Genomic DNA, 21,616 nt, shown 5'->3' on the forward strand with positions numbered 1-21,616 from the left:
CTTGCCCACGATTCTACACCGGCGCCTGCGTGGGCTCGTGCTTGCGTGCAGCGACAAACACCCTGCCGTGTGAGACAAGTCACGCGACGCCGCTGCGGTGGAAGATTGCGGAATGACACACACCGTGCCGCGCAATCTCCAGCGGCACCGAGGCAGGAGCACACTATGAGCGTGGACAACCCCGTCAAGGGCAGAGCCGCCGGAGCCGTAAGCACCAAGGGTCGACTCGGCGTACCGGCAGTAACCTTCATGATTATCGCGGCCTCGGCGCCGCTGACCGTGCTGGCGGGCGGCGTGACCACCACTTTCGCGGTCACCGGGGTCACCGGCGTGCCGTTGTCCTTCTTGATCCTTGGTGCAATTCTGGCGCTTTTCGCCGTGGGATACGCCGCCATGAGCCGGCACGTCACCAACGCAGGAGCTTTTTACGCATACATTGCGCAGGGCATCTCAAGGCCAGCCGGGGTGGGCGCGTCACTGATCGCCCTCATGGCATACAACCTGATGCAAGTGGGCATCTACGGGCTGTTCGGCTTTACGGTCTCGTCACTGCTGTCCGCCCGCCTTGGTATCAGCATGCCGTGGTGGATCCCCGTGCTGGTGTGCATCGCGATTGTCGGATGGCTGGGGGTGAACAGGGTGGACCTGTCCGCTAAAGTCCTTGGCGTCCTGGTTGCCCTGGAGTTCCTGGTGGTCATTGTGTACGACGTCATCAGCCTTGCGGTGGCTCCAGAAGGTATCAGCACTGCAACTTTGAGCCCCGAAAGCCTGTTCGTTCCCGGTATCGGAGCGGTACTCTCCTTCGGCATCGCCGCTTTCATGGGATTCGAATCCGCCGCCATTTATGGTGAAGAGTCCAAGGACCCACAGCGCACGGTCGCAAGGGCAACGTTTGCTGCGGTTGGCATCATCGCTGTCTTCTATGCAGTCTCTGCCTGGGCCATGACCGTGGGAGCGGGACCGTCAGCCGTGATTGAGACTGCCACCACCAATGGCCCGGACATGATCTTCGCCTTCCTGGGCGACCACGGTGGCGTGTTGCTCAGCGACATCGCCCAGGTCCTCTTTGTCACCAGCCTCTTCGCCGCACTCGTTAGCTTCCACAACGCGGTGGCCCGCTATTTTTTCTCCCTGGGTCGCGAGCGTGTCCTGCCGTCTGCGCTGGCGAAGGTGCGGACCGAAAGCGGGGCGCCGTTCGCCGGTTCGCTGGCGCAGACGGTGATTGCCGTCGTCGTAACCGTCGCCTTTGCCATTGCCGGTGCGGGTTCCGAACTGGGCGAGCTGTACCCCGTGCTGACCATGTTCACATGGCTCACCAACAGCGGAGCCATGGGGCTCGTGCTGCTCATGACCGTAGTGTCGGTGGCGGTGATCGGGTTCTTCCGCCGGCAGCAGCACGGGGCGAGCCTGTGGGTCAGGGTGATCGCTCCCGGCCTGGGGTTCGTGCTTCTGGCTATCGTCTTTGTGCTCATCATGGCCAACTTCAACGTCTTGCTGGGGCAGACCGAGTCAACGGCGGCGACGTTCGTCCTCCCGATGCTGGTGCTGCTGCCTGGACTTGTTGGCGTCGCGTGGGGATTGCGGCTCCGGGGCTCGCAGCCTGACGTATACGCCCGGATCGGCCATGGCTCGGAGGGTTAACGCAGCTTCAGGCCAGTTGGCTTTCGATTCGGGCAGCGCTGTCAGCGAGCGCTTTGCCGACTTCGTCGGGGTCCTGATCCAAGCGGATATAGACGACGGCGATCGCTGCCGGCCGCCCGCCCGGGACCCTGATGGGGGCGGCAATGGAGGACAATCCTGCAATGACTTCGTCGTGGCTGGTGGCGTACCCCAGGCGGCGGGCTTCGTGGGCTTCGGCGCGGTAGGGGTTCGGAGCGCCTACCTGCTGCCAGCGCTCTTCGGTCATGGTTGATTGGATGGCGATCCCGGGGGCGCCGGTGGCGATGGGGTGGCGGTTGCCCGGGTGCTGGGCCAGGGCGGCGCCGGAGTGCCGCGGTTCAACGGTGACAAGGTTGACGCACTCCTGGTGGTCCCACACTGCGACGAAGGCGGTCATATGCAGCGTGTTGGCAAGTTGGGTGAGCTCGGGCAGCGCCGCAGTTTGCAGGCTTCTTGAAACACCGCGGGCCAGGACGGACAGGCCCGGGCCGGGTTGAACGCGCCCGGAGTCGTCGCGCACCAGCAGCGAGTGGTCTTCCAGCGTCCGCAGGATCCGGTAGGCCACGGAACGGTGTACGCCAAGGGCCTCGGTGAGTTCGGCGATGCTGAGGGGCCTTTCGGCGGCCGCCAGAATCTCCAGCGCGCGGATTCCGCGTGAGAGGGTTTGCGACGGCGGAGCTTGCGTTGGTGCTTCCGTTGGGCCCTTGACGTCGCTGCGGGGGTTCATGCGAACCATTCTATGGTGGCCCACACCGCAGGGGTCTGTGCTTTGGCTCACAGGTTGTAGTATTCTTTCCTAACTGACCGTTCTGTCGGTTAATGCAAGTCAAGCGCCGACCAGTCACTCTCACCCCATGGAGTTCCAATGACCGCAACTTCCACTGTCGACTCTCCGTCAGGACCCAGCAGCAAGCGCGAGGAGCGCAGGGTACTGGCCGGGACGTTGGTGGGCACCACCATTGAGTGGTACGACTTCTTCATTTTCGCCCAGCTCACCGCCACCCTGTTGGCGCCGTTGTTCCTTTCTCCCTTGGAGAAGTCCAACCCGGGAGTAGCCCAGCTCCTGTCTTTCGCCACGATCGGCATCAGCTTCCTGTTCCGTCCCCTCGGGGCCTTTGTGGCCGGACACCTCGGCGACAGGATGGGCCGCAAGGCTGTGCTTGTCATGACGCTGGTGATGATGGGTGCTGCCACTGCGCTGATCGGCCTACTGCCCACCTACGCCACTATTGGCCTTTGGGCCCCCGTCCTGCTGATCACCCTGCGCGTTGTCCAGGGATTCTCGGCCGGTGGGGAATGGGGCGGTGCTGCGCTGATGGCCGTGGAGCATGCACCTCTGAAGAAGCGCGGGCTTTTCGGCGCCTACCCGCAGATCGGTGTTCCGATCGGCATGATCCTGGCCACGGGGCTGTTGTTCCTGCTGCAGTCGGGGATGTCCAAGGAAGACTTTGCCTCTTGGGGATGGCGTGTGCCGTTCCTGCTGTCCGTGGTCCTCATCGTGGTGGGATACCTGATCCGTCGCGCCGTTGGTGAGAGCCCCGTCTTCAAGGAGATCGCCCAGCGCAAGGCTGAAAGCAAGGCGCCCCTGGGTGAACTGTTCCGTAAGAACAAGAAAGAAGTTGTTCTTGCTGCCTTGATCTTCATCGCCAACAACGCTGCCGGCTACCTGCTGATCGCCTTCTTCATCTCCTACGCCACACGTACCTTGAAGATGCCTACGCCTCAGGTCTTGCTGGCCACCACCATTGCGTCCTTCGGGTGGCTCATCTTCACCATGGTGGGCGGTTGGTTGTCGGACAAGATTGGTCGCGTCAAGACGTTCCTGATCGGTTATGGCCTGGTCTTCGCGTGGATGATTCCCATGTTCGTGCTGATCGATTCCAAGGACATCGTGCTTTACGGAACTGCACTGTTCGTCCTCACTATCGGACTGGGTCTGTCCTACGGTCCAATGTCCGCCATGTATGCGGAGATGTTCCCGGCCCAGGTCCGGTACTCGGGAATTTCCATCGGCTACGCGCTCGGTGCAATCCTGGGCGGCGCTTTCGCTCCGCTCATTGCCCAAGCTCTCCTGGATACCACCAAGTGGTCCGGATCGGTGGGCATCTACATCATGGTTCTCTGCGTGATCTCCGCAATTGGCGTGATTTTGGCCAAGGAAACCCGTGGCCGTCCGCTGGGGTACAGCGTCCACCACTAACAAATGGCAAACAAAAGACGGGTGTGGTCCACAGGGACCGCGCCCGTCTTTGCGTTCAGACTACGACGGCGGCTACTTACGGCCGCTGGCACCGGCACCTTCCAACTGGCCTACGACGTCGGCGTCGGACAATTGCTCGAAGCGTTCATAAAATGCGCCAACTGCATGGAACTTGCCGGGCGTGTGCAACGCGATCACGACGTCGCAGACCCGGGCCAAGGAGGTTGAGGCCTCCAGGGAGGCGACCGGCACTGCAGCGATGACGGTGCCGGCCCCGCCGGCCCGGACGGCCTCCACGGCTGCCCGCATGGTGGCGCCGGTGGCCAGTCCGTCGTCGGCCAACACCACTGTTTTTCCGCGAAGATCGTGCTCGATGCCGGGGTATTTGTGGGCACGGCGGATGAGTTCGGAACGTTCATGGGTTTCCACGGCATCCAAAGCGGACTGGGAGATTCCGTGCGCGAGAATGAGCTCCTTCAGGGGCCTGTTGACCATTCGCAGGACGTCGCCCTGCGACCACGCCAGCGCCCCGAAAGCGGTCTCGTCACGGCCGGGGATCCCCAATTTTCGGACCAGCATGGCGCCAAACGGCAGGTACAGTTCTGCGGCCGCGGCTGCGGCTACCGGGACTCCACCACGGGCCAGGCCCAGGACGATGGTGTCTGGCCGTTCCCTCAGTTGGGGGAGTGCTTCAGCCAGGCGTCGACCGGCTTCCGCGCGGTCCTTGAAACGCATGCCCATCTGCTCCACTTCCACGTAATTCGTTGCACTCCCAAGCCTACAGTCCACACCTTGCCCGGTGGCGCGCCCACTGAAAGCATGGCCTTGTGAACAAGCCCATCGGATATTGGATCAAGAGGCTCGACGCCGCACTGGAAATACAGCTGGACGCCACCCTGGCCAGGATCAAACTCACCCGGCGCCAATGGCACACCTTGGGCACGCTATCGGAGGGTGCCATGCGGCCGGATCGATTGGAGGACATCCTGCAGCCGCTGTGGGGCGGCGATTCCCGGCTGCGCGAACGCGAACTTGCGGCCTTGGTGGGGCGGGGAATGATCATCATGATCGACGACAGGCTGGCGCTGAGCGACCGGGGCCGCGAGAAATACCACGAGGCCCAGCGCTTGGTGGAAGATGCGCGTCAGGACCTGTCCATGGGCATAGGCATTGACGAGTACGCGATGGCCCTGAGCGTGTTGGAGCGCATGAGCCTGAACGCGGAGCGACTGGCCCGCTGAGACCTACACGCCGAGGAACTCGACCGCAGCTTCCTTGAAAGCCCGGCTAGTAATGACATTGGTGTGGGTGCGTCCCGGGATCACCAGGGTCTCCACCATGCCGCCACGCTTGCCGGCAATGGAGGCCAGCTCCGGCATGGTGGCTGCCCGTTCGTCTTTCTCTCCTGCCACGAGCAGCAGTGGCATGTGAGGGGCGGCCTCTGCAGGATCGAAAGGTTCGCCCTTGATGGCTTCGATGAGCGACAACATGGCAAACAGGTTGTTGCTTGGAAGCATTTGGGCCATCTTCAGCAGGCCTGCCGTGGACCCGTCCTCGATGGGTGTACCGTCGGCCAGATGCCGCTGCGCGGCCACGAGGTCGAAAGCTGCCAACGGATCCGCCGAGCTCGGCCCGCCCAGGACGATGCGGTGAACGAGGTCCGGCTGGGTGGCGCCGAACTCCCACGCCAGCCTGGAACCGAGCGAGTAGCCAATGACGTCCAGTCCCGTGGAAGGATCGCCTTCGCGCAGGGGCCGGGCGCCGGCGTCGGTCACTATTTGGAGAAGGTCGGCGCGGATGCGGCTGGGCGTGTACGAATCCAGGTCCTCAGGGGAGTGGCTCCGGCCGTGACCGGGCAGGTCTACGGTGATGACCCGGCGCCCTGCGTCCTGAAGCGTGGTGATCCAACCGCTGTCCACCCAGTTCAGTTTCGTGGAGGAAGAGAAGCCATGGATCAGCAGGACGGGGCGCAGCCCGGCGTCGGTAGCCGGCTCATGGACTTCCACGAACAGTCCGGGGTCGGTGCCCTCCACTGTGTGCCCGTGCTGTTCCATGGTGTGCCTTCCGGTCATCACGTCAGTCCTCATCCAGTACGGCGCTCAGGCGGACCCGGCGCTTGGGTGCTTCGTCCTTCGGAACAGTGCCCACGATCCCGGCAGTGTCATCCGGAACCTCGAACACGATCAGCGGCTCGCCAACGTTGATGGTGTCACCGGGCGCTCCGTGAATACGCACCACTTTACCCGCCTGCGGGCTGGGCAATTCGAGGGCCGACTTGGTGGTTTCCAACTCCACGATCGCCTGGTTGCGTTCCACCTGCTGACCGGGCTCCACGAGCCAGTCCAGCACTGTTGCCTCAATCAAGCCCTCGCCGAGGTCCGGAAGGGGGAAGGAAATTTCAGCCACGGCGGTACTCCAGTACGCGTTGGATCCCAAAGAGGATGCGGTCGATGTTGGGGATGTATTCGTCTTCCAGGTCTCCGGAGGGATAGGGCACGTCGAAGCCCGTCACGCGTTCCACCGGCGCTTTGAGCGTCGCGAAACAGCTCTGCGTGATGAGTTGGGCCACTTCGGCGCCCAGGCCTGAGGTCAGCGGCGCTTCATGGACGACGACGGCGCGGCGCGTCTTCCCGACGGAGGTCGCCAACGCTTCCGCGTCGATCGGTTTCAGCCAGCGAAGGTCCAGGACTTCGACGTCGATGCCGTCTTCGGCCGCCAGTTCGGCAACCTGCAGGCAACGGGCCACCATGGCGCCCCACGCCACGAGGGTCAGGTGCCTGCCTTCCCTCGCCACGCGGGCGCCGGTGAGGTTGCTGCAGTTGTCCGCTCCGCCGTCGTGCGCTGCAGTGGCCGCATCCACCGAGGTGAGGTCCACCGGTCCCTTCTGCCAATAGCGGGACTTCGGTTCCATGAAAATGACCGGGTCCGGTCGAGCTGCCGCGTACTTGAGCAGGTGGTAGGCATCGTTCGGGGTGGACGGTGATACCACTTTGAGCCCCGGAACGTGGGCGAAGAGCGCCTCCAAGGACTCTCCGTGGTGCTCGGGTGCACGGATACCGCCAAAGCTGGGCACGCGCAGGGTGATGGGCATGGGCAGGGTCCCGCGGCTGCGGTAGTTCATGCGGGCGATCTGGCAGACGATCTGGTTGATGGCCGGGTAGGCGAAGCCATCGAACTGGACCTCGGGGATGGGATGGAAGCCTGCCATGGCCAGGCCCACGGACATGCCGAGGATGCCGGATTCGGCAAGCGGGGTGTCGAAGACGCGGTCCTCGCCATGTTTTGCCTGGAGGCCGTCGGTGATGCGGAAGACGCCGCCCAGCTGGCCGCAGTCCTCGCCGAAGATGACCGTCTTGGGGTTCCCGGCCAGGATCTCATCGAGGGCACGGTTGAGTGCTTGCTGCATGGACAGCTGCTGAACGCCAGCTGCGGCAGCTTCAATGCCTGGCAAGGCAGTCATGGTCTCAGACATGTTCGGACTCCTCGCGCCACGCGGTGGCCTGGGATTGAAGTGCGGGCGTTGGTTCCTGGAAAACCAGGCCGAACATTTCGGCGCCGGGTCGGGGGCCCAGGTCTTCGATGCCGGTACGGATGGCTTCCTCTTCTTCTTCGGCCTTCCGCTGCGCTTCGGCGAAGAAAGCCTCGTCTGCAACCCCTTCGTCGAGCAGCCGCTGCCTGAAGCGCTCCAGCGGATCCTCGCCGGCGTCGGTGCGTTCCTCGTCCAGCGTGCGGTAGCGGCCGGGATCGTCGGCGGTGGAGTGCGGCCCGCGGCGGTAGGTCATGGCTTCAATCACCACGGGTCCGTTGCCGGCGCGGCAGTGCGCTAAAGCGGAACGAGTGGCTTCGAAAACAGCTACCACGTCATTTCCGTCCACCTGCAGGGACGGGATTCCGTACCCGGCAGCGCGAGCCGCGACCGATCCGCCGGCTACCTGGCGTTCCGTGGGGACGGAGATGGCCCAGCCGTTGTTCTGGATGAAGAACACCACGGGAGCCTTCATGACTGCCGCGAAGTTCATGGCTTCGTGGACGTCGCCCTGCGAGGAGGCGCCGTCGCCGAAGTACGTCATGGCAACGCCCGTTTCACCCTCCGCGTGGCCGGAAAGGGTTTGGCCATGGGCCCAGCCGACAGCGTGCAGGACGGAGCCCGCAACCACGGCCTGAATGGGTGCGAACCTGGATTCCAACGGGTTGTACATACCACCGTGCCACGTGGCCTTATGGGTGGACATGTAGCCCACCATGTCCAGGCCCATCGCCCGGGCAACGCCCATCTCACGGTAGGTGGGGAAGACGAAGTCACGGGTCCGGTCAACGGCGTAGCCGCTGCCTACCTGGGCGGCCTCCTGGCCGAGCTCCGGGGCGTATCCCGGGATGATGCCTTGGCGCTGCCAGGCGACGGCTGAGGTGTCCAGATGCCGGACGGCTGCCATCAGGGTGTACAGCTCACGGAGTTGATGGTGGGTGAGCGGGGCCGCGTCATCATCGACGGCGGCCAGCACGGCTTTGGTAGTCATGGCTGTGACCCTAGTCACCCACTGCGCCTGTGCGCAATCAGTGCAGTTCTAGCGGCACACTTTGTACATTTTGGGCACACAAAGAAGCCCTGCACAGTACAAACTGTGCAGGGCTTCTTGATGAGGATGAGCAGCTGGCTACTCGACCGGCGTGGTCTGCCTGCCAGCCTTGGCCCTGGCGTTGAGGAAGCAGCCGGCGGCGATGAGAATGATCAGGATGAACGTTCCGATCAGCTGCCCGGCACTTTCCGGGTTGGCGAAGCCCACCACCAGGATGAGGCCCAGCAGGACAAGGCCAACGATGGTGAGGAAGGGGAATCCCTTCATGCGCAGCGGCAGCTCGGTGCCGTCCCGGTCAGCCCTGCGGCGAAGGATGAACTGCGAGACCAGTGCGGTGCCCCACACCACGAGGCATGTGGATCCCACAAGGTTCAGCAGAGCCGGCAGGATCTTCTCCGGAAACAGCAACTCAAGGACCGTGGCGATGAAGCCGAAGGCAACTGAGATGCCGACTGCGGCGACGGGAACCTTTGAACCGCTCAGGCGGGACAGGAAGCGTGGAGCTTCGCCGCGCTCTGAGAGGGAGAAAATCATGCGGGAGGCGCCGTAGAGGTTGGCGTTGAGGGCGGACAGCAGGGCGACGACGGCTACCAGGGTGATGGCCGCTCCGGCGCCGGGGATTCCGGCAAGGTCCAGAACTCCGGCGAATGGGGACTTCAATCCTTCCGATCCCACCGGAAGGACGGCTGCGATTACGAACACCGAGCCGATGTAGAAGACCAGGATGCGCCAAACAACTGTACGGATGGCCTTGCCTACGCTGTGGGCGGGGTTCTCGGTTTCGGCGGCGGCGACGCTGACGATCTCGGTTCCACCGAAGGCGAAGATCACGACGAACAAGGCGGCCGCGATGCCGCCGATGCCGTTGGGGGCAAAGTCGCTGAACGCTGAGAACCCGGGGGAGGGCACGTTAGGCAGCCAACCCAAGAGCAGGGCTGCGCCGATCAGTAGGAAGATCACGATCGCTGCGACCTTGAGGATGGCGAACCAGAACTCGAACTCACCAAAGTTGCGGACGCCCACAAGGTTGATGCCCGTGAAGACCACCATGAAGACCAACGCTAGGACCCATACGGGGATGACGGGCCAGATCGAGAACAGCAGACCGGCTGCTCCGATGGCTTCGGCTGCAATGACTACTACCAGCTGCAACCACCACAACCAGCCGATGGTTCCGCCGGCGGTCTTGCCCATGGCCTTCTCCGCGTACACGGAGAACGCGCCGCTGTTCGGGTTGGCTGCCGCCATCTCGCCAAGGGCCCACATGACCAGGATGATCAGCGTACCGGCGACGAGGTAGGAAATAAGGACTGCCGGACCGGCCGCCTGAACGCCTGCCCCCGAGCCGAGGAAGAGGCCCGCGCCGATCGCGCTGCCTAGCCCCATCATGGTGAGCTGGCGCGGCTTGAGCGAATGGCCGAGGCCGGATGTTGGCGCAGGAGCCGCGATGGACTTCGTTGTCATACGTGTCTACCTTCTATGGATTACATGCTGGTTTGGCGTGCTGGCCTCATGGGTTTGGCACGCGGGCGTCGACGACGCAGCAAGAGCCGTGGAATAATTCTCGCAGTTTGTAAGATACATCACTTTTTGCTGTAGCGATGTGATGGGTAAGTTACCCCGGGGACAGGAACTTTGATGCTGGTGGATGCGCTTGATGCAAAAATTGTACGTTTCTTCACTGATTCACCGCGATCTTCAGTGCTGGAAGCTTCCCGCGTGCTCAGGGTTGCCAGGGCGACGGTGCAGTCCCGGATAGACAGAATGATTGAAAACGGGGTCATCGGTTCCTGGGTTCCCCAGCCTGATCCCGCCAACTTCGGCTTTCCGGTGGTGGCGTTCTGCTCGGTGACCATCACCCAGGAAATCGGCCACGATGCCATCATCGAAAGCCTCAGTGCCATCCCGGAAATTATCGAGGTTCACACTGTCACGGGAAATTCGGACCTGATGGTGCGGATCGCCGCGCGGTCCAACCCTGATATGCAACGCGTCCTTGATGCCATGATCGCCACCAAGTCCGTGGTCCGGTGTTCGTCGGTCATCGTCCTGAACAGCCACATCCAAGGCCGCACGCTCCCGCTGATGGAAGCTGCCGCCAAGCCAGTGTGACGTAAAGCATTTTGCTCCGCGTCGATCGAGCCGTACCATTAGTTCTAGTCAACATGACTTTAACTAGCGCTTCACTGACCGGGGAGCGTTTCGGACGGCGATGAAGCGAGGTGAACGCCGTGAACACCAACTCAGCCAACGTTGCCGAGCGGCGGCTTGCACCGCCGTCGCTGGCTATTTCAACGGTGATTTTCGCCCTCCGCCCCAGCGAGACATCCGGGCGCCCAACCCTGTGGTTGCCGTTGGTACGGCGTATCCGTGAGCCTTACAAAGACATGTGGGCGCTCCCGGGTGGACCGTTGGCCCACGACGAATCCCTCCAGGATGCGGCTTCGCGGAACCTCCGCGAAACCACCGGCCTGGCGCCTCACTACCTTGAGCAGCTCTACGCTTTCGGCGGCCTCCATAGATCGCCCACCCAAAGAGTGGTCTCCATCGTGTACTGGGCACTGGTGCAACCCACTGAAGCTGCCCTCGCTGACGAGTCCGAGAATGTGCGCTGGTTCCGGGCAGACAAGCTCGCCAAACTGGCCTTCGACCACAACGCAATCGTGGACTACGCCCTGTGGCGGCTGCGCAACAAGATGGCCTACGGGACCATCGCCTACCACCTGCTGGGAGAGTTTTTCACCCTCGCCCAGGTCCGCGAAGTCTACGAGGCCGTGCTGGACCGCCAGCTCGATCCCGCTAACTTTCGCAGGCACGTCAAGGCAACACCGGAAATCGAAGAAACCGGTGAATACCTTCAAGGCGGAAAACACCGCCCGCCACGCCTCTACCGCTTCACCGGCACGCCCGGCCTCGGGCCAGATAACAGGAGTACACCATGAGCAGCGTTAACACTGCCGTCCAGCTGATCACTCGCGAAGAAGCCGAGAAAGGCCTCTCCCGCGCAGGGGCCACGTGCAGCCCGGCCTTGGCCAGGGGCCCATGGGAGTACGACCTCGCCGAAGCACTTGCCGGCGAACCTGCTTATGGCCCGGGTGCTTCCAGCGAGGATGTCGCTCCCAAAGCCACACCGCGCCAGGGCCAGCTGCCCGATGAGTACAAAAAAGCCACCGACGCCGAACTTGACGCCCGCATCCGGGCCGCCAAAGCGACACTCGGGGACCGGGCCGTCATCCTGGGCCACTTCTACCAGCGTGACGAAGTCATCCAGTACGCGGACTTCGTGGGCGATTCCTTCCAGCTCGCCAACGCTGCCCTGACCAAGCCCGACGCCGAAGCGATCATCTTCTGCGGTGTGCACTTCATGGCCGAGACAGCGGACATCCTCTCCACGCCCGAACAGGCCGTCATCCTGCCAAACCTTGCCGCGGGATGCTCCATGGCTGACATGGCAGATGAAGACTCCGTGGAGGAATGCTGGGAGCAGCTTGAAGAAATCTTCGGCACGGACCCGGATGGCTCCGGCCGGGTACCCGTCATCCCTGTCACCTACATGAACTCCTCTGCAGCACTCAAGGCGTTCTGTGGCCGCAACGGGGGGATCGTCTGCACCTCGTCCAACGCCAAAGTGGTTCTGGAATGGGCGTTCGAACGCGGTCAGCGCGTTCTGTTCTTCCCCGATCAACACCTGGGCCGCAACACCGCCAAGGCACTGGGCGTCCCGCTTGAGCAGATGCCCATGTGGAACCCGCGCAAGGAACTTGGCGGCAATGACGAACAGGTACTGCAGGACTCCCGGGTCATCCTCTGGCACGGCTTCTGCTCAGTCCACAAGCGCTTCAACGTGGGCCAGATCGAGAAAGCCCGGCAGGACTTCCCGGGCGTCAACGTGATTGTCCACCCCGAATGCCCCATGGAAGTAGTGGACGCCGCAGACTCCGCAGGATCCACCGACTTCATCAAGAAGGCCATCGCCGCCGCCACCGAACCCACCACGTTCGCGATCGGCACCGAGATCAACATGGTGAACAGGCTCGCCGCCGAATATCCGCAGCACACCATTTTCTGCCTCGATCCCGTCATTTGCCCCTGCTCCACCATGTACCGCATCCACCCCGGATACCTCGCCTGGGTCCTGGAGGAACTCGTGGAAGGACGCATCGTCAACCGCATCACCGTTGACGACTCCGTGCAGGACAACGCCAAAATTGCGCTCGAACGCATGCTGGCAGCCAAACCTGCCTAAAACCGACGGCACCACAAAGCCGGCATCACCGTCCGGGCACATCAACACCCGTCTAGCCGAATCGAGCCTCATATGACTACAGAGAGCCTTACCGACGGGGCCGCCCCCCAAAGGCTGGTCGTCGTCGGAAGCGGCATCGCAGGACTGTACTCAGCCCTTCTTGCTGCCGATGCCGGCGCGGAAGTGGTGCTGCTGACCAAGGGTGCGCTCGCAGACAGCAACACCTACTACGCCCAAGGCGGGATTTCCGCTGTGCTGGACGAGCCGGCCCCCGGCGATACTGTGGCAGCCCATATCGCGGACACACTTAAAGCCGGGGCCGGCCACTGCAATGAAGAAGCAGTACGGGTGCTGTGCACCGAGGCACGGTTGGACATCGCAGGACTGGCACGTTTCGGCGTCCACTTCGACCTTGACGACGACGGTGATCCCGCGCTGGGTCTAGAAGCCGCCCACTCAGCTCCCCGCATCCTCCACGCCGGTGGCGACGCTACAGGAGCCGGAGTGGCGGCCGCGCTGATCAAAACCGTGCTGGACTTCCAAGCCGCAGGAAAGGTCCAGGTCATAGGGCACGCCCACGTGACATCGCTCTCCTTGGGGGGACCGGGCGGCGGCCGTGTAGTGGGAGCGAACTTCCTCCACGATGGCCGCCACCTCGGCGTCCACGGCGACTCTGTGCTGCTCGCCACCGGGGGAGCCGGCCAGCTGTTCGCCCAAACCACCAATCCCTCAGTGGCAACAGCGGATGGCCTGGCCCTGGCGTGGCGTGTTGGGGCGGCTGTGGCAGACCTTGAGTTCTTTCAATTCCACCCAACGTGCATGGTTCTCCCGACTGAGGCACGGGAAGCAGAAGGCAACAACGACCCCCTGCTTATCTCCGAAGCGGTACGGGGCGAGGGCGCCATCCTGGTAGATGCCACCGGTCACCGCTTCATGCCCGACTACCACCCTGATGCCGAACTCGCACCCAGGGACGTCGTCTCCCGCAGCATCGCCCTTCACCTCACAAAACTCGGCGACCCCAACGGCCACGTGTTCCTGGACGCCACCGTGATTGAGGAAAGCCGAGGAAAAGGCTTCCTGGCCAAACGTTTCCCCACCCTCAGCAAACGCACCCGCCAAACCGGCGTTGACTGGACCACCGAGCTTGTTCCTGTAGCACCCGCGGCCCACTACTGGATGGGCGGCGTGGTCACCGACCTTTACGGCCGCACCTCTGTTCCCGGGCTACTGGCCGCCGGCGAAGTGGCGTGTACCGGGGTGCAAGGTGCCAACCGGCTGGCCAGCAATTCCCTGCTCGAGGGCCTCGTGTTCGGGCGACGGGCTGTTGAAGCGTTGCTCCTTGGTGACCGCGACGCCGCAGGCCCCTTGGCGCCTGCGCTCGCGCCTCGTACCGGCGATCGCCTCGCAGGCTCGGCGGCCGGTTCGGGCGCTCACGCGACAACGGCGCTGTCGGAACCTCCGGCCCCGCTGGTTGAGGTGGAAGGGCATGTGTCCGCTCACATGGCCGGTCATGACGGGTTCTCGAGGCAGGCACTTCGGCGGCTGATGACCGCCAAGGCCGGCGTGCTCCGGAGCGGGGAGTTGTTGGCTGAGGCCGCAGAGGCCTTGGGGGAATGGGAAGAGGCTGTCGTTCCCTTGAACGTGCCGGATTCCTTTGACGTCCGGGAGCATGAGGATTCCAACCTTCTGTTGGCGGCGCAGTTGCTGGTGCATGCTGCCCGGGAACGGCGTGAGTCCTTGGGGGCGCATTACCGCAGCGACAGCTGGGAGGACCCCGGAGTCGTCGAAGATATTGACAAGCGTTACACCATGAGCCGGAAAGTGAGCCTCGTCCATGACTAACCTGACCCTCCCCGCTGCCCCCGTCCGGGACATCCTGGAACGGGCGTTCGCGGAGGACGCGCCCAGCGGCGACATCACCTCGCAGCTACTGATCCCCGCCGACGCCCGGGCAACTGCAGTGTTGAATGCGCGAGTCCCCGGGGTCTTCAGCGGCGGTCCCGTTTTCCGTGATGCCATGAAGCTCGTGGACCCGGACACGGACGTGGAATTGCTCCTCGCCGACGGTGAAGCGTTCGACGCCGGAACACACCTCGCGCGGGTCAGCGGCAGCGCCCGCTCGGTGCTCCTCGCCGAAAGGGTGGGCCTGAACCTGGTGCAGCGGATGAGCGCCATAGCCACCAAAACGGCGGAATTCGTGCGGCTTGTGGAAGGGACGCGCGCCCGGATCACGGACACCCGCAAGACCACCCCCGGACTTCGTGTGCTGGAGCGCTATGCGGTGCGCTGTGGTGGGGGAGCCAACCACCGCTACAGCCTCTCCGACGCCGTGCTGGCCAAGGACAACCACCTGGCCGTCATGACTGGAGGCGACTCCAGCAAACTGACCGAACTGCTGATTGCAGCCAAAGCCCAGCTTGGCCACACCACCCACTTCGAGGTGGAAGTGGACCGGGCCGAGCAGATTGAACCCGTGCTGGCTGCCGGTGTGGACACCATCATGCTGGACAACTTCTCCATCGAACAGCTCCGTGCCGGGGTCAAACAGGTGGACGGACGGGCCATCGTGGAAGCCAGCGGCAACGTGAACATCAATACCGTCACCGAGATCGCTTCCGCCGGCGTGGACGTTATTTCCATTGGTGGCCTGACCCACAGCGTGAGCGCCCTCGACCTGGGGCTGGACGTCGTTCTAGAGACAGCCTGACCATCCCATGATCTTCCTTGACGCCGCAGCCACCACTCCGGTTCGCCGTGAGGCCCTTGAAGCCATGTGGCCTTACCTGAGCGGCGAGTTCGGCAACCCCTCCAGCCACCACAGCCTGGGCGAAACGGCAGCGGGTGCGCTTGCCGAAGCCCGTTCCGGCGTCGCGAAGGTCCTGAACTGCCGTGCCGGCGAGGTGACCTTCACTTCCGGCGGCACGGAAGCGGACAACCTTGCCGTCAAAGGCATAGCGTTGGCGCGGCAGGCGGCTGATCCGTCGCTGAACCGTGTGGTGATCAGTGCCATCGAACATCCCGCAGTGGAAGAATCAGCCCGTTACCTGGAACGGGTGCATGGATTCACCGTGGATGTGCTCCCCGTGGACGGGGAAGGTCTGGTCTCCATTGATGGCTTACGGTCGGTCATAGGCCCCCACACCGCTCTAGTGAGTGTCATGTACGCGAACAATGAGGTCGGAACCGTCCAGCCCATTGCAGCCTTGGCCGCAGTGGCCCGGGAACACGGAGTGCCGTTCCACACGGACGCAGTGCAAGCCGCTGGGTGGTTGCCGGTGGACGTGAAAGCGCTCGGTGTGGACGCGTTGAGTATTTCCGGACACAAACTTGGTGCGCCCAAGGGATCCGGTGTCCTGTTCACCAAGGGGCGGCTTCGGGTGGAGCCCCTGGTGCACGGTGGCGGCCAGGAGAAGGCAAAGCGCTCGGGCACAGAGAACGTGGCAGGGGCTGTTGCGTTGTCCACGGCGCTCAAGCTCTCCCACGCCGAGCAGCCCCATCAAGCAGCGCGCGTTTCGGATCTCAGGGATCAGTTCATCCAGCGGATCCTCGCCACCGTACCTCACGCCCTGCTCACCGGACACCCCATCCAACGCCTGCCCTCCGTAGCTTCTTTCTGCTTCCCCGGAACCAGCGGCGAGTCTGTGCTGCTTGAGCTGGAGCGGCTCGGCGTGGTGTGTTCCAGTGGATCGGCCTGCGCGGCGGGATCCGACGCACCCTCGCCGGTGCTCCTGGCCCTGGGTATCGCCCCTGAAACGGCCCAGACGGCGGTGCGTTTTAGCTTCACCTCAACTGTCACCGACGCCGAACTGGAACAGGCAGCCGTTGCCGTGGAAACCGCCGTCGGACGCGTCCGGAACCTGGCTGTCCCGCAAGAAAAGCAGTAATTACTACCTGGGTGATCACACGTGCCGCGCGCGCCTGAAAATCCAATGCCGCAGCAGGGTAAACCGGACCGCCGTGGCCACGAAACCGGACAACGTGGTGGTCCACAACTCTTCGGTGACCGTGGCTTCGGGCCGAAGAAGATGCAAAACACCCAGGCTCCCGCCGGTGATGATCAGCGCGATGCCAATCACAATAACCCCACTGAGGTGGTCTTGCGCACGTTTCCTGCGGCCGGTGATTTTGAACGTCAACCGTCGATTCAGGGCCGTGTTCATCAACGACGTCAGAACAAGGGCAACGGCGTTGGCCAGCTGGGGATCGATCCACGGACGCAGCACAGCGTAAATGGCGAGCGAACTCGCCGTGCACACCACTCCGACTCCGGTGAAGCGGATTAATTGCCGCACAACTGGGTACTTCAGGACGCCGCGGTGCCGTTTGCGTTGACGCGGGGGCTTTTGAGAGGGAGACGGGCGTAGCTCAGTGGCCTCCGCAGCTATCTCCATGGGGTTAAGCCTGACACACTATGCAGGCTGCTGCTCCCATGAAGCACCGGTGACGGGGTTGTGAAGCTCGCCGATTCCTTCCACGCGGCACACCACGGTGTCTCCCGGTTGGATTCGTGCGCACTCCGCGGGGAACCCTGTGAGCACAAGGTCGCCGGGGTGGAGCGTCATGAGTGAGCTCAGATAGACCATGATTTCGTCCACTTTCCAGCCCAGGTCCGCTGAACTCGCAGTCTGCAGCTCCTTGCCGTTATGCACAATCCCGATCTCCAGGTTTGAGTCATCCAGGCTGGTGACTATCCACGGACCTGCGGGAGTGAAGGTGTCCTGGCTTTTGGCGCTGATCCAGAGTTCGTCGGACTTCTGGAGGTCGCGGGCGGAGACGTCGTTACCGATGGTGTATCCGAGAATTGCCGACCTCGCTGTTTCCAAGGTCAGGCCTCGGGAGGCACGGCCGACGACGACCGTCAGTTCAGCCTCCGGGTCCACGTAACCAACGGTGGAGCTCAACTGAATTGCTTCGCCCGGTCCGATCACGCTTGATGCTGCTTTGTGGAAGGCCTGTGGCGGCAGGTCCCGGCCAGGCTGCCCGGTGTTGTGCGCCATGCCGAAGACGTTTGCAGGTACCGAGGGGGCCAGAAAAGTGAACGCATCCTGGCTGACCACCGCCCCGGGTTCCCACCCGTTTCTGGCCGGGCTGCTGGCATTGGCCCTCGACGTCGGGAAGGGGGACTCCACCACAGTCCACTGTGTGCCTTCCACCGAGTCGAAATCCCGGGCGTCGTTGGCCACAAAGAACTGCTCGTCAGGAGACTGGCGGGCCAAAGTTTGATCGGTGGCAGTTGCGATCGGGACGGGCCGGACTCGGGCGATGCGACGGGAAAAAGGCGAAGTCATGATGACATCCTACGTCCTTCCTGGCCGGTGGTTTGCGTTGTGGGGCCCGCTCTGCATGCTTTGCCACTCCCTTAGCGAGCAGAGCGGGCCTCACAACGCATCAGGTGAGGGGCGCGGATCCGAATGCCACGCTGAAGCGGTCACACCACAGCACCACGGATGTCAGCCCCGTGATGTCCGTTCCTGGCGGAAGTAGGTAGTTGTGATTGCCGTGCGTGGCTTTGACCGCACCGAGATCCACGTATCGGCCGGACCGGTATTTGAACCAGTCGCCGCCGGCCGGCAGGCTGCTCAACCAGACTTTGACGTCCGGGCCGTCGCTGCTGGCCAGGTCCTCGAGCCGCAGCAGATGGCTGCCATTTGCAAGTCTCACCAACTGGGCAGTGCCTGTGGTCTCATGCTCTTGGGATTGGAAAGTGCCCGAGCCAAGAACCACCGGTGCCTCGGGAGTTGCGGGTGGGGGCGTTACCGGAGCCTGTGCGCTCGCGGGAGCGGGAGCCTGTGCGCTCGCGGGAGCGGGCGCGGCAGGCAGGGCTTCGTAGACGCTGCTGCTGGTGAAGATGCGCCACGGCTGGAACAGGGCGGCCCCCACAACCACTACGGAAAGGACCACCACCCCTGCCACAACCGCAAGGATCCTGTGGGCCCGGATCATGCGCTGCAGTCTGTTCATGCTTCAAAGTTAGGCTTCGCGGCAGGGCTTTGGGGGTTCTTTTGCTTACAGGCCGGTGACGCCTTCTTCCAGTGCCGTGGAAGGAACTCCTGTGCAGAAGGAAGCGCCGTGCAGGATGAACACAGGACCCGGGCTTAGAATCCGTTCCATGCGTCTGGCGATTATAGGGTTGGTCCTCCTTGTGGCTGGTGGGGTCACAGTGGTTACGGGTGTCCTGCCCTGGCAGGAGGTGGCAGTCCTTGCAGACCGGGTGGCACCCATCCTGGGTTTTGTCATTGCCATGACGGTGGTTACGGAACTTGTCAGTGAGGCCGGCGCCTTCCAGTGGATTGCCCGCCATGTGCGGGGGTGGGGGCGTGGACGCAGTGTCATGCTGTGGTTGCTGTTGGCGTTGTTTGCCACACTCAGTACCATTTTCCTGTCACTGGATACGACGGCGGTGCTGCTCACCCCGGTGGTGGTCACCGTGGCCCGCCAGGCGGGCCTCCCCGTTCTGCCCTTCGCCCTGACCACGGTTTGGCTGGCCAACACTGCCAGCTTGTTGCTTCCCATCTCCAACCTGACCAACCTTTTGGCGCAGCACAATCTCGGTGGCATCAGCCCGGCACAGTTCGCGCAACTGATGTGGGCGCCCTCGCTCGCGGCAATTGTGGTGCCCTTGGCATTTGTTGCTGTGGTTTTCCGGCGGGAGCTTCGCAAAACCTACGCGCTCGATTCCGCCCGTCCGGCCCCGACCACCTCATCCACGGCAGCGCCGGACAAAGTCCTGCTCCTGGTCAGTGCGATCGTCCTGGTGTTGCTGTTGCCGGCGTTGGTATCCGGAGTCGCCATTTGGATTCCCGCCGCGTTGGCTGCCGCGATACTCGCCGTGACCTTCGCCGTCCGCCGACCCAAGGTGCTCAAGGTGGCCTTGATCCCGTGGTCCCTGCTGCTCTTTACCTGCGGCCTCTTCCTTGTAGTGGAAGCAACGCAATATCTTGGCGCATCAGTGCTGCTTGGCCAGGTGGCAGGGCAGGGGAACGGATTCCTTGAGCTGCTGAGGCTGGCCATGACAGGCGCCCTTGGCTCAAACGTCGTCAACAACCTGCCGGCCTACCTTCTGGCCGAGCCACTGGCCGGAACTCCTACCAGGATGGCTGCGCTGTTGGTGGGGGTGAACGCGGGACCCCTGATCACTCCGTGGGCCTCTTTGGCCACCTTGCTATGGCACGACCGCTTGGTGCGGATGAATGTACTGATCAAGTGGAGGGGGTACGCGGTCTTCGGCCTGATGGTGGCGCCGCTGACAATAGTGGCGGCCATTGCGGCCCTCGCAGTTGTCGGCCCCGGAGGGGTGTTTGGTTAGCCGAGATACTGTTCGCCCACTGGGACCTCGGCAGCCAGGCGGTTTGCTGGTCCCGCCAGCGGACACGCCCAGGCCTCGTTGTAGGCGCAAGATGGGTTGTACGCGAAATTGAAGTCCAGGACAAACTCTTGGTCTGCGCCGGATCCCCGCGTCCCATGGAACGAACCCTTGACCGTGTCCACCAAGTACCGTCCGGCGCCGTAGCTTCCGCCGTCCTTGCCTGCAGTGGCGTCGCGGAACGGCACGAAGATCCCGCCCCCGTAGCTCCTGAGCTTCCAGGCCGCCAACGAGCCCAGCCCGGGGAGGTCGAAAGTGCCGATTCGGACGAATGGCACCAACCCGTCAGTCCCCGTCTCAACGTTCATTTCCTGGCCGGCTCCCTCGGGTGACAAGGCGGCGTACCTCCGGAAGGAGGAATCGTAGTCAGCTGTTGGCAGTCCGGAGAAGGAAGCCTTCATATCGGCGGTGAGCGCTGAAGCCGGATGCGTAGCGAACATCAGGTCCCGTTCCTGCCGCCAAAACACGTGGGCGTCGAACGGGTTGGTGGCCGCGAGCTGGCGCACTTTGTCGTAGAGGGCGAACGTCCGCAGGCGCCAATCAGCAATATCAATAGCTGACATGGCGGGAATGTCGTCTTCGAAATAGTCCTTCTGGTCAGGAGCCATACACTCAGCCTAGTCCTGTGCGTGTCGCAGGACTGCCGCCGATAGGCTGTGGGCATGAAGGGCATCCTGAACCTGCGCTGCAATCCGATGCGGCTTGCCGTGTTTGCCGTGGCGGTCACAGTCCTCGCCGGCACAGCATCCTGCTCCGCCGAGAACAAGGGCCCGCAAGTCAACTCCACTACCGGCTCCCAACCAAATAGTTCGGAATCGGGAACGGCAACACAGGGCAGCACGACGCCGGCGACAGGCACCGGCGAAACTCCAAGCACCGGCGGGAGTACTTCGGCCAGCCCCGGGTCAAGCCCGGTGGCGACGGCGGTGTCCTGGAAGACGTACACGGACTCCGCCAAAACCGTCAGCTTCGAGTTACCTCAGGAGTGGATAGCCCAGTCGGTAACGCCGGAGGCGGGATCGTTGGCCAACGCTGTGAAGGTGGAGGTCAAGGATGCCGAGGGGCGGTACATAGCCACGCTACACACCGGGTTGCCTACGACGTCGCCTGCCGCCTGCCCGGCCGGTCAGGCACGCCCCTATGTGGTGATCAGCAGTGTGCCATTGGACATTCCCCACTCGGATGGCCAGGACACCATTGATCCGCGAGTAGTCTTCCGCGTGGTTCAGGGCTACAAGTTCTTCGGCTCTTACGGCATCACCAATATGGTGGCGGGAGTGGACGGACAGGCCTGCGAACTGAGGAACCGGGTTCAGGGCCCAGCCGGCAAGGGCGACATCACCTTTGGGGATGTCCCGGTCATCCATGCCTTTGCCGCTGATGAGAAGGTGGCACCGGCCAAGTCTTTCGATACCTTGGACCTGGCTGCAAAGTATGCGGTCCACGGTTCTGAATTCGCCAATGTCCAGCGGATGCTACTGTCGCTGAAGGTTAATCTGTAGCTCTGCGATTGGCTGATTCACATAAATGGCGGCAATGGGGGCTGTCCGCCGCAACCCACCCCGGAG

22 protein-coding genes are annotated in these 21,616 nt (G+C 63.2%); 11 read left to right on the plus strand and 11 right to left on the minus strand.

Translation table 11 applies throughout. From position 1 onward, the window contains the following. Nucleotides 1–165 precede the first annotated feature (165 nt). Nucleotides 166–1,641 (plus strand): APC family permease, encoded by a 1,476-nt coding sequence (locus MOD31_RS02430; RefSeq protein WP_250819752.1) that lies wholly within the window; start codon nt 166–168, stop codon nt 1,639–1,641. A gap of 7 nt (nt 1,642–1,648) precedes the next feature. Here MOD31_RS02430 and MOD31_RS02435 read toward each other — a convergent pair whose 3' ends face one another. After that, nucleotides 1,649–2,395 (minus strand): IclR family transcriptional regulator, encoded by a 747-nt coding sequence (locus MOD31_RS02435; RefSeq protein WP_142938706.1) that lies wholly within the window; start codon nt 2,393–2,395, stop codon nt 1,649–1,651. Nucleotides 2,396–2,524: 129 nt separating this feature from the next. On the opposite strand from MOD31_RS02435, the gene MOD31_RS02440 reads away from it, so the two are divergent. Further along, the gene (locus MOD31_RS02440) at nt 2,525–3,859 is read left to right on the plus strand and encodes an MFS transporter (RefSeq protein WP_142938693.1); all 1,335 of its coding nucleotides are present in this window, start codon (nt 2,525–2,527) and stop codon (nt 3,857–3,859) included. 72 nt (nt 3,860–3,931) lie between these two features. Here the strand turns inward: MOD31_RS02440 and MOD31_RS02445 are convergent, their stop codons facing one another. Beyond that, on the minus strand, nt 3,932–4,600 hold the full coding sequence (locus MOD31_RS02445) for a phosphoribosyltransferase (protein WP_250819795.1): 669 nt from the start codon (nt 4,598–4,600) through the stop codon (nt 3,932–3,934). 86 nt (nt 4,601–4,686) lie between these two features. Between MOD31_RS02445 and MOD31_RS02450 the strand changes: the two genes are divergently transcribed. Beyond that, nucleotides 4,687–5,100 (plus strand): MarR family transcriptional regulator, encoded by a 414-nt coding sequence (locus tag MOD31_RS02450; protein ID WP_142938695.1) that lies wholly within the window; start codon nt 4,687–4,689, stop codon nt 5,098–5,100. Nucleotides 5,101–5,103: 3 nt separating this feature from the next. Here MOD31_RS02450 and MOD31_RS02455 read toward each other — a convergent pair whose 3' ends face one another. From MOD31_RS02455 to MOD31_RS02475, 5 genes are all read right to left on the minus strand, one after another. After that, entirely contained in the window at nt 5,104–5,931 is an 828-nt protein-coding gene (locus MOD31_RS02455; protein ID WP_250819753.1) for an alpha/beta fold hydrolase, read from the minus strand. A 4-nt stretch (nt 5,932–5,935) separates the two neighbouring features. Further along, on the minus strand, nt 5,936–6,265 hold the full coding sequence (locus tag MOD31_RS02460) for a biotin/lipoyl-containing protein (protein ID WP_014922133.1): 330 nt from the start codon (nt 6,263–6,265) through the stop codon (nt 5,936–5,938). Beyond that, nucleotides 6,258–7,331 (minus strand): alpha-ketoacid dehydrogenase subunit beta, encoded by a 1,074-nt coding sequence (locus tag MOD31_RS02465; RefSeq protein WP_250819754.1) that lies wholly within the window; start codon nt 7,329–7,331, stop codon nt 6,258–6,260. Before MOD31_RS02465 ends, MOD31_RS02460 begins: the two co-directional genes overlap by 8 nt. After that, entirely contained in the window at nt 7,324–8,376 is a 1,053-nt protein-coding gene (locus MOD31_RS02470) for a thiamine pyrophosphate-dependent enzyme (RefSeq protein ID WP_250819755.1), read from the minus strand. The genes MOD31_RS02465 and MOD31_RS02470 overlap by 8 nt, the downstream gene beginning before the upstream one ends. A 138-nt stretch (nt 8,377–8,514) precedes the next feature. Then, nucleotides 8,515–9,900 (minus strand): amino acid permease, encoded by a 1,386-nt coding sequence (locus MOD31_RS02475; protein ID WP_250819756.1) that lies wholly within the window; start codon nt 9,898–9,900, stop codon nt 8,515–8,517. Between the two features lie 174 nt (nt 9,901–10,074). Between MOD31_RS02475 and MOD31_RS02485 the strand changes: the two genes are divergently transcribed. The 6 genes from MOD31_RS02485 (at nt 10,075) to MOD31_RS02510 (ending at nt 16,569) form a co-directional block, all read left to right on the plus strand. Beyond that, nucleotides 10,075–10,548, plus strand: coding sequence for an Lrp/AsnC family transcriptional regulator (locus MOD31_RS02485; protein ID WP_014922130.1), 474 nt, complete (start codon nt 10,075–10,077; stop codon nt 10,546–10,548). A gap of 110 nt (nt 10,549–10,658) precedes the next feature. Beyond that, the gene (locus MOD31_RS02490) at nt 10,659–11,378 is read left to right on the plus strand and encodes an NUDIX domain-containing protein (protein ID WP_250819757.1); all 720 of its coding nucleotides are present in this window, start codon (nt 10,659–10,661) and stop codon (nt 11,376–11,378) included. Continuing rightward, nucleotides 11,375–12,682, plus strand: coding sequence for a quinolinate synthase NadA (gene nadA, locus MOD31_RS02495; RefSeq protein ID WP_250819758.1), 1,308 nt, complete (start codon nt 11,375–11,377; stop codon nt 12,680–12,682). Before MOD31_RS02490 ends, nadA begins: the two co-directional genes overlap by 4 nt. Nucleotides 12,683–12,754: 72 nt before the next feature. Continuing rightward, a complete protein-coding gene (locus MOD31_RS02500) occupies nt 12,755–14,527 on the plus strand; it encodes an L-aspartate oxidase (protein ID WP_250819759.1) in 1,773 nt (590 codons plus the stop codon). Next, on the plus strand, nt 14,520–15,392 hold the full coding sequence (gene nadC, locus MOD31_RS02505; protein WP_142938707.1) for a carboxylating nicotinate-nucleotide diphosphorylase: 873 nt from the start codon (nt 14,520–14,522) through the stop codon (nt 15,390–15,392). The genes MOD31_RS02500 and nadC overlap by 8 nt, the downstream gene beginning before the upstream one ends. Before the next feature lie 7 nt (nt 15,393–15,399). Then, on the plus strand, nt 15,400–16,569 hold the full coding sequence (locus MOD31_RS02510; RefSeq protein WP_250819760.1) for a cysteine desulfurase family protein: 1,170 nt from the start codon (nt 15,400–15,402) through the stop codon (nt 16,567–16,569). 15 nt (nt 16,570–16,584) lie between these two features. Here the strand turns inward: MOD31_RS02510 and MOD31_RS02515 are convergent, their stop codons facing one another. From MOD31_RS02515 to MOD31_RS02525, 3 genes are all read right to left on the minus strand, one after another. Then, nucleotides 16,585–17,076 carry a GtrA family protein gene (locus MOD31_RS02515; RefSeq protein WP_142938709.1) on the minus strand — a complete coding sequence of 164 codons (492 nt, stop codon included), beginning with the start codon at nt 17,074–17,076 and terminating at the stop codon, nt 16,585–16,587. An 18-nt stretch (nt 17,077–17,094) separates the two neighbouring features. Beyond that, entirely contained in the window at nt 17,095–17,973 is an 879-nt protein-coding gene (locus MOD31_RS02520; RefSeq protein ID WP_250819761.1) for a fumarylacetoacetate hydrolase family protein, read from the minus strand. A 100-nt stretch (nt 17,974–18,073) separates the two neighbouring features. Beyond that, entirely contained in the window at nt 18,074–18,646 is a 573-nt protein-coding gene (locus tag MOD31_RS02525; RefSeq protein ID WP_250819762.1) for a DM13 domain-containing protein, read from the minus strand. Between the two features lie 148 nt (nt 18,647–18,794). Between MOD31_RS02525 and MOD31_RS02530 the strand changes: the two genes are divergently transcribed. Beyond that, entirely contained in the window at nt 18,795–19,991 is a 1,197-nt protein-coding gene (locus tag MOD31_RS02530; protein WP_250819763.1) for an SLC13 family permease, read from the plus strand. Here the strand turns inward: MOD31_RS02530 and MOD31_RS02535 are convergent. Then, nucleotides 19,988–20,656, minus strand: a complete 669-nt coding sequence (locus tag MOD31_RS02535; RefSeq protein ID WP_166840260.1) for a DUF1684 domain-containing protein — start codon at nt 20,654–20,656, stop codon at nt 19,988–19,990. The genes MOD31_RS02530 and MOD31_RS02535 overlap by 4 nt on opposite strands. Before the next feature lie 54 nt (nt 20,657–20,710). Between MOD31_RS02535 and MOD31_RS02540 the strand changes: the two genes are divergently transcribed. After that, nucleotides 20,711–21,550 carry a hypothetical protein gene (locus tag MOD31_RS02540; RefSeq protein WP_166840262.1) on the plus strand — a complete coding sequence of 280 codons (840 nt, stop codon included), beginning with the start codon at nt 20,711–20,713 and terminating at the stop codon, nt 21,548–21,550. The last annotated feature ends 66 nt before the right edge of the window (nt 21,551–21,616 follow it).

It is taken from the genome of Paenarthrobacter sp. TYUT067, assembly GCF_023656375.1.
GTDB lineage: Bacteria > Actinomycetota > Actinomycetes > Actinomycetales > Micrococcaceae > Arthrobacter.